The organism is Brevundimonas sp. (assembly GCF_023259385.1).
Classification (GTDB): domain Bacteria; phylum Pseudomonadota; class Alphaproteobacteria; order Caulobacterales; family Caulobacteraceae; genus Brevundimonas.
The window spans coordinates 1-6,203 of the sequence record NZ_JAHFPF010000214.1 but is presented as its reverse complement, the minus strand read 5'-3'; the positions used below and the strand labels follow the sequence as shown (position 1 = coordinate 6,203).

At 66.9% G+C, this 6,203-nt stretch carries 10 protein-coding genes; all 10 read right to left on the bottom strand.

The window, feature by feature from the left end:
• Window positions 1-413 (bottom strand): hypothetical protein (locus Q0C81_RS14625; protein WP_291839455.1); only part of this gene is annotated, 413 nt, incomplete at its 3' end.
• Between the two features lie 20 nt (window positions 414-433).
• On the bottom strand, window positions 434-919 hold the full coding sequence (locus tag Q0C81_RS14620; RefSeq protein ID WP_291839452.1) for a hypothetical protein: 486 nt from the start codon (window positions 917-919) through the stop codon (window positions 434-436).
• Window positions 920-925: 6 nt separating this feature from the next.
• Window positions 926-2,239 (bottom strand): NADH-quinone oxidoreductase subunit NuoF, encoded by a 1,314-nt coding sequence (nuoF, locus tag Q0C81_RS14615; RefSeq protein ID WP_291839449.1) that lies wholly within the window; start codon window positions 2,237-2,239, stop codon window positions 926-928.
• A gap of 5 nt (window positions 2,240-2,244) precedes the next feature.
• Window positions 2,245-2,514: a hypothetical protein gene (locus Q0C81_RS14610; RefSeq protein ID WP_291839446.1), complete on the bottom strand. Its 270-nt coding sequence runs from the start codon at window positions 2,512-2,514 to the stop codon at window positions 2,245-2,247.
• On the bottom strand, window positions 2,511-2,693 hold the full coding sequence (locus Q0C81_RS14605) for a hypothetical protein (protein WP_291839443.1): 183 nt from the start codon (window positions 2,691-2,693) through the stop codon (window positions 2,511-2,513). The genes Q0C81_RS14610 and Q0C81_RS14605 overlap by 4 nt, the downstream gene beginning before the upstream one ends.
• Window positions 2,690-3,352: an NADH-quinone oxidoreductase subunit NuoE gene (gene nuoE / locus Q0C81_RS14600; RefSeq protein WP_291839441.1), complete on the bottom strand. Its 663-nt coding sequence runs from the start codon at window positions 3,350-3,352 to the stop codon at window positions 2,690-2,692. The genes Q0C81_RS14605 and nuoE overlap by 4 nt, the downstream gene beginning before the upstream one ends.
• Window positions 3,349-4,527, bottom strand: a complete 1,179-nt coding sequence (locus Q0C81_RS14595; RefSeq protein ID WP_291839461.1) for an NADH-quinone oxidoreductase subunit D — start codon at window positions 4,525-4,527, stop codon at window positions 3,349-3,351. The genes nuoE and Q0C81_RS14595 overlap by 4 nt, the downstream gene beginning before the upstream one ends.
• A gap of 89 nt (window positions 4,528-4,616) precedes the next feature.
• The gene (locus Q0C81_RS14590) at window positions 4,617-5,240 is read right to left on the bottom strand and encodes an NADH-quinone oxidoreductase subunit C (RefSeq protein ID WP_291839439.1); all 624 of its coding nucleotides are present in this window, start codon (window positions 5,238-5,240) and stop codon (window positions 4,617-4,619) included.
• Window positions 5,237-5,773 (bottom strand): NADH-quinone oxidoreductase subunit B family protein, encoded by a 537-nt coding sequence (locus tag Q0C81_RS14585; protein WP_291839458.1) that lies wholly within the window; start codon window positions 5,771-5,773, stop codon window positions 5,237-5,239. Before Q0C81_RS14585 ends, Q0C81_RS14590 begins: the two co-directional genes overlap by 4 nt.
• Window positions 5,774-5,859: 86 nt before the next feature.
• Window positions 5,860-6,201 (bottom strand): NADH-quinone oxidoreductase subunit A, encoded by a 342-nt coding sequence (locus tag Q0C81_RS14580; protein ID WP_291839437.1) that lies wholly within the window; start codon window positions 6,199-6,201, stop codon window positions 5,860-5,862.
• Between the last annotated feature and the right edge of the window lie 2 nt (window positions 6,202-6,203).

The window sequence follows — 6,203 nt, the reverse complement described above, 5'->3', positions numbered from 1 at the left end:
AGAGTCGTGTTGATGGTGATGGCGTCGCCGTCAAGGACGAAGCGCACCGCCGGGTCGCCGGACTGGTTCATCCAGCGGTTCTGTTCGGGATTGCTCGCATCGACCGGCTTCCAGGTGACCATGTCGCCGTCGACCCGGCATTGCGCCCGACGACGTCCGCCGTCGACCGGCGCACGCCACGACGCGTTGACCACCGGGCCTTCCAGCCCGTCGATCTGGATGGCCGACAGGTCCTGTCCGTGGATCGCGGCCAGACCGGCCTGACAGACGCGGCGCAGGTCGGCGGCGGTCAGCACGACCGGCACGCTGGCCTCGGCGTCCGACGCGGGGTTCACGGCCGAGACCTTCTCCGCCGGCGTCGCGGCAGGCGCGTCCGTCCGCTCGCCGCAGGCGGCGAGGGAGAGGATCAGCATCAAAGGCGCGACAGCGTGTTTCACTCTTCGAACGCGGGGCGGGTGTTGGACCATTCGATGGACTGCACGACGCCCGGCTGGGGGCCGTCGACGGTGAAGATCTTCAGGAAACGGCCGTCCGGGCTACGCCAGTTGGTCAGGCAGTTGCCCATACCGGTCCCGGCGCAGCTGTTCACTTCCGGCAGCACCTCGACGGTGCTGGGGCATTCGCGGACGGAAATCTCGCGCTGCTGCTGCATCGCGTCCGGACAGACCGTGAACTCCTCGTCATTGGTGTCCACGGGCGTGAAGCCTGCTGCGACCAGCCGGGCGCGCACGGTCCAGTAGCTTTCACCGGCCTTGGGCGTCACGTCCGACGTCGCGGGCGCAGCAGCCGGGGCGGCCGGCTCGGCGGGAGCGGCCGCAGGCGCGGGGGTCTCGGCCTTGGCCGGAGCCTCGGCGGGCTTGGGCGAGCAGGCGACCAGCGCCGCCGCCGACAGCATCAGGATTGAAAGACGCGTGGACATCTTCCCCTACTCCGCCGCGATCGCATGGCCGGCGAAGTTCGCGCGGCGGCTGCGGTATTGGGCGATGCGGTCCTCGATCTCATGGCGGAAGTGGCGGATCAGCCCCTGCACCGGCCACGCCGCGGCGTCGCCCAGGGCGCAGATGGTGTGACCTTCCACCTGGCCGGCCACGTCCAGCAGCAGGTCGATCTCGGACGGGTCGGCCTCGCCGATCGCCATCCGCTCCAGCACGCGCCACATCCAGCCGGTGCCTTCACGGCACGGCGTGCACTGGCCGCAGCTCTCGTGCTTGTAGAAATAGCTGATGCGGGCGATCGCCTTCACCAGGTCGGTCGACTCGTCCATGACGATGACCGCCGCGGTCCCCAGACCGGAGCGCATATCGCGCAGGGAGTCGAAGTCCATCAGCGCCGTCTCGGACATCTCGCGCGTGATCAGCGGCACGGACGAGCCGCCCGGGATCACGGCCTTGAGGTTGTCCCAGCCGCCGCGCACGCCGCCGCAGTGCTCTTCCAGCAGCTGCTTCAGCGGGATCGACATCGCCTCTTCGACATTGCACGGCCGGTTCACGTGGCCGCTGATGGTCATCAGCTTGGTGCCGGTGTTGTTCGGACGGCCGAAGCCGGCGAACCACTCGGCCCCGCGGCGCAGGATGGTGCCGACGACCGCGATCGACTCGACGTTGTTCACCGTGGTCGGGCAGCCATAGAGGCCCGCGCCCGCCGGGAAGGGCGGCTTCAGGCGCGGCTGGCCCTTCTTGCCTTCCAGGCTCTCCAGCAGGGCGGTCTCTTCGCCGCAGATGTAAGCGCCCGCGCCATGGTGGATGTAGACGTCGAAGTCCCAGCCGTGGACGTTGTTCTTGCCGATCAGCTTGGCCTCGTAGGCCTGCTTGACCGCCGCCTCCATGCGCTCGCGCTCCAGCACGTACTCGCCGCGCAGGTAGATGTAGCAGGCGTGCGCCTGCATCGCGAAGCTGGCGATCAGGCAGCCCTCGATCAGCAGCTGCGGATCGTGGCGCATGATCTCCCGGTCCTTGGCGGTCCCGGGCTCGGATTCGTCGGCGTTGACCACCAGGTAGTGAGGACGATCCTTCACCTCCTTGGGCATGAAGGACCACTTCAGGCCGGTCGAGAAGCCGGCGCCGCCGCGTCCGCGCAGGCCCGAGTTCTTGACGTTGGTGATGATCCAGTCCCGACCCAGGTCGAGCATGTCCTTCGTCGCGTTCCACGCGCCGCGTTTCTTCGCGCCCTCAAGGCCCCAATCCTGGAGACCATAGAGGTTGGTGAAGATGCGATCCTTGTCTTCGAGGATACCGACCATGGTTCCTAGAGTCCTTCCGCCAGACGGCGCTTGTGGTGACGGGTACGCAGGAATCTGCCGGCCAGGAACAGCGCCCAGCCGGCGGCGACCGCACCGAACGCGACCAGCGTCAGCGTCTCGTCGGCGGGCAAACCGGCGTAACGGGAGCCCAGAACATAGCCGGCGCCGGCCACGACCAGCGCCAGCCCGCCCAGACGGTACGGACGGCCCACGGCCATCAGTTCCTTGCGGTAGGCCGCGCGGCCTTCTTCGGTGTCGAGGTCCGGCAGGCTCATGACGCCCTGCCCTTCCGCGCCTGCGCCAGGTTGTGCATCCCAACGAGCACGGCCATCACGCCGAGGCCCAAGAAAGCCGCTTCCGGCACGCCCAACGACGCCACGGCGAACGCCATCGCGCCACCGGCGATGAGCAGGACACCTGCGAATTGGAGCGTGCGGAGCAGGTTCTGGCTCATGCCGTCACCGGATCGCTGTTGGGCAGCTTCTTGATCGGCTTGGCCGCCGAGCCGTCATACAGCTTGGCGTCGGTCAGGGTCAGGGCCCCGCCTTCCGGCTCCGAGCTGGCGCGGCCGACGCGCGAGCCGGGCTTGGGCTTCTTGCCGGCGGCGAAGTCGTCGATGATCTGCGCCATGTTCTCGGCGGTCAGGTCTTCGAAATAGTAGTCGTTGATCATCGCCATCGGGGCGTTGGCGCAGGCCCCCAGGCACTCGACCTCTTCCCAGGTGAAGCGGCCGTCGGCGCTCAGGGTCTGCTTCGGCCCGATCTTCTTCTTGCAGACGTCCATCAGGTCGCCGGCGCCGCGCAGCATGCAGGGCGTCGTGCCGCACACCTGGATCAGGGCCGCCGAGCCGACCGGCTCCAGCATGAACATGGTGTAGAAGGTCGCGACCTCCAGCACCCGGATGAAGGGCATGCCCAGCAGTTCGGCGATGGCGCGGATGGCGGGTTCGGAGACCCAGCCCTCCTGCTTCTGGACCAGCCACAGGATCGGGATCACCGCCGACTGGCGACGGTTCTCGGGATATTTGGCGATCCACCAGTCGCACTTGATCTTGGTCGCCTTCGAGAAGGCGAACGAGGCCGGCTGTTCCTTGGCGAGACGACGAACGCTCATCGGTCCACTTCTCCGAAAACGATGTCGAGCGAACCGAGGATGGCGGACACGTCGGCCAGCATGTGGCCGCGGTTCATCCAGTCCATCGCCTGCAGCGAGCGGAAGCCCGGCGCCGAGATCTTCACGCGATAGGGTTTGTTGGTGCCGTCAGACACCAGATAAATGCCGAACTCGCCCTTGGGCGCCTCGACCGAGGCGTAGACCTCGCCCTCGGGCGTCTTGAAGCCCTCGGTGTAGAGCTTGAAGTGGTGGATCAGCGCTTCCATCGAGCGCTTCATCTCACCGCGCTTGGGCGGGACGATCTTGTTGTCCTCGATCATCACCGGCTCGCCGGGGCAGTTGCGCAGCTTGTGGATGCACTGCTCCATGATCCGCACCGACTGCTTCATCTCCTCGATGCGGCACAGGTAGCGGTCCCAGCAGTCGCCGTTCTTGCCGACGGCGATGTCGAACTCCAGGTCGGCGTAGCATTCGTACGGCTGCGACTTGCGCAGGTCCCACGGGATGTCCGAGCCGCGGATCATCACGCCGGTGAAGCCCCAGTCCAGCGCCTGCTGCTTCGACACCACGCCGATGTCGACATTGCGCTGCTTGAAGATGCGGTTCTCGGTGACGAGGCTCTCGATGTCCTTCAGCGCCGCCGGGAAGGTCTGGCACCAGCGGCCGATGTCGTCGATCAGGTCGCTCGGCAGGTCCTGGTGGACGCCGCCCGGGCGGAAGTAGTTGGCGTGCAGGCGCGCCCCGCAGGCGCGCTCGTAGAACACCATCAGCTTCTCGCGTTCCTCGAAGCCCCAGAGCGGCGGCGTCAGGGCGCCGACGTCCATGGCCTGGGTCGTCACGTTCAGAAGATGGGAGAGGATGCGGCCGATTTCCGAGTACAGGACGCGGATCAGCTGGGCGCGGTAGGGCACCTCGACGCCGAGCAGCTTCTCGATGGCCAGGCAGAAGGCGTGCTCCTGGTTCATCGGCGCGACGTAGTCGAGGCGATCCAGGTACGGCACGTTCTGCAAATAGGTGCGCGCCTCCATCAGCTTCTCGGTGCCGCGGTGCAGCAGGCCGATGTGCGGATCGACGCGGGTGACCAGCTCGCCGTCCAGCTCCAGCACCAGGCGCAGCACGCCGTGCGCGGCCGGGTGCTGCGGGCCGAAGTTGATGGTGAACTTGCGGTCGTCCATCGCCCGGGCGTGGTCGGTCCGCCCGTCGTGCGGCAGGTCGTCGAACACGTCGGTGCCGACAGGGGCCGGGATGGTGTTGGAATCAGCCATCAGCCCTTCACCTTTTCGTCGCCCGGCAGGACCGGGGCGGGATACTCAGCGCCTTCCCACGGCGACAGGAAGTCGAAGTTGCGGAACTCCTGGGTCAGCTTGACGGGTTCGTAGACCACCCGCTTCTGCTCCTCGTCGTACCGGACCTCGACGTAGCCGGTCATCGGGAAGTCCTTGCGCAGCGGATGTCCCTGGAAGCCGTAGTCGGTCAGCAGCCGGCGCAGGTCCGGATGGCCCTCGAACAGCATGCCGTACATGTCGAACGCCTCGCGCTCGAACCAGTCGGCGCAGGGGAAGACCGACACGGCGCTCGGCACCGGCTGGACCTCGTCCGTCGTCACCTTCACGCGGATGCGCGCGTTCCGGGTCAGCGACAGCAGGTGATAGACCACCTCGAACCGCTCTTCCCGGTCCGGGAAGTCCACGCCGCACAGATCCAGCAGCTGCTGGAAGCCGAAGCGGTCCTTCAGCACCGTCAGGACCTCGACGATCTTCTCGCGGTCCGCGACCAGCGTCAGCTCGCCGAAGGCCACCTGCGCCTGCACGCCCAGCTCGGCCACCATCTCGGCGCCCAGCGGCGTCAGGGCGGTCTCGAGTTCCTGTTGCTTCACCAGAGAGGTCATCGGTCGATGGTCCCCGTGCGGCGGATCTTCTTCTGCAGCTGCAGCAGCCCGTACAGCAGCGCCTCCGCCGTCGGCGGGCAGCCCGGCACATAGGCGTCGACCGGGACCACCCGGTCACAACCACGAACAACGCTGTAGCTGTAGTGATAATAGCCGCCGCCGTTGGCGCAGCTGCCCATGGACAGCACATAGCGCGGGTCCGGCATCTGGTCGTAGACCTTGCGCAGGGCCGGAGCCATCTTGTTGGTCAAGGTGCCGGCCACGATCATCAGGTCGGACTGACGCGGGCTGGCGCGCGGGGCCATGCCGAAGCGCTCCATGTCGAAGCGCGGCATCGAGGCCTGCATCATCTCCACGGCGCAGCAGGCCAGACCGAAGGTCATCCACATCAGCGAGCCGGTGCGCGCCCAGTTGATGACGTCGTCCAGCGAGGTCGTGATGAAGCCCCGCTCGCCCAGTTCGGCGTTCACGGCCTCGAAGAATTTGTCGTGGATCGCCGGGTCATAGCCCTCGACGGTCGAGCGCGCGCCCATCCCGAAAGCGACGGGCGACGAGGCGCCCGGCCCCACCGGCGACGCGCCGGAGTTGCCCATGCCGATCAGCGGCACGTTGTTGGTCGTCACTCCCATTCGAGCGCGCCCTTCTTCCATTCGTAGATGAAGCCGACGGTCAGCACGCCGAGGAACACCATCATCGACCAGAAGGCGAAGATCATGCCCGCGTGCGACAGGTCGAACATCGACACCGCCCACGGGAACAGGAAGGCCACTTCCAGGTCGAAGATGATGAAGAGGATCGACACCAGGTAGAAGCGCAAGTCGAACTTCATGCGCGCGTAGTCGAACGCGTTGAACCCGCACTCATAGGCGGACAGCTTCTCCGAGTCGGGGTTCTTGGGGGCCAGCACCCAGGCGGCCAGCATGAAGCCGAGCCCGAGCACCGCCGCGATCCCGAGAAAGATCA

What these genes read in the sequence shown, in the direction of transcription:
- Q0C81_RS14620 (WP_291839452.1), bottom strand. Translation starts at nt 919, where the DNA reads ATGTCCACGCGTCTTTCAATCCTGATGCTGTCGGCGGCGGCGCTGGTC.
- nuoF (WP_291839449.1), bottom strand. Translation starts at nt 2,239, where the DNA reads ATGGTCGGTATCCTCGAAGACAAGGATCGCATCTTCACCAACCTCTAT.
- Q0C81_RS14610 (WP_291839446.1), bottom strand. Translation starts at nt 2,514, where the DNA reads ATGAGCCTGCCGGACCTCGACACCGAAGAAGGCCGCGCGGCCTACCGC.
- Q0C81_RS14605 (WP_291839443.1), bottom strand. Translation starts at nt 2,693, where the DNA reads ATGAGCCAGAACCTGCTCCGCACGCTCCAATTCGCAGGTGTCCTGCTC.
- nuoE (WP_291839441.1), bottom strand. Translation starts at nt 3,352, where the DNA reads ATGAGCGTTCGTCGTCTCGCCAAGGAACAGCCGGCCTCGTTCGCCTTC.
- Q0C81_RS14595 (WP_291839461.1), bottom strand. Translation starts at nt 4,527, where the DNA reads ATGGACGACCGCAAGTTCACCATCAACTTCGGCCCGCAGCACCCGGCC.
- Q0C81_RS14590 (WP_291839439.1), bottom strand. Translation starts at nt 5,240, where the DNA reads ATGACCTCTCTGGTGAAGCAACAGGAACTCGAGACCGCCCTGACGCCG.
- Q0C81_RS14585 (WP_291839458.1), bottom strand. Translation starts at nt 5,773, where the DNA reads ATGGGCGCGCGCTCGACCGTCGAGGGCTATGACCCGGCGATCCACGAC.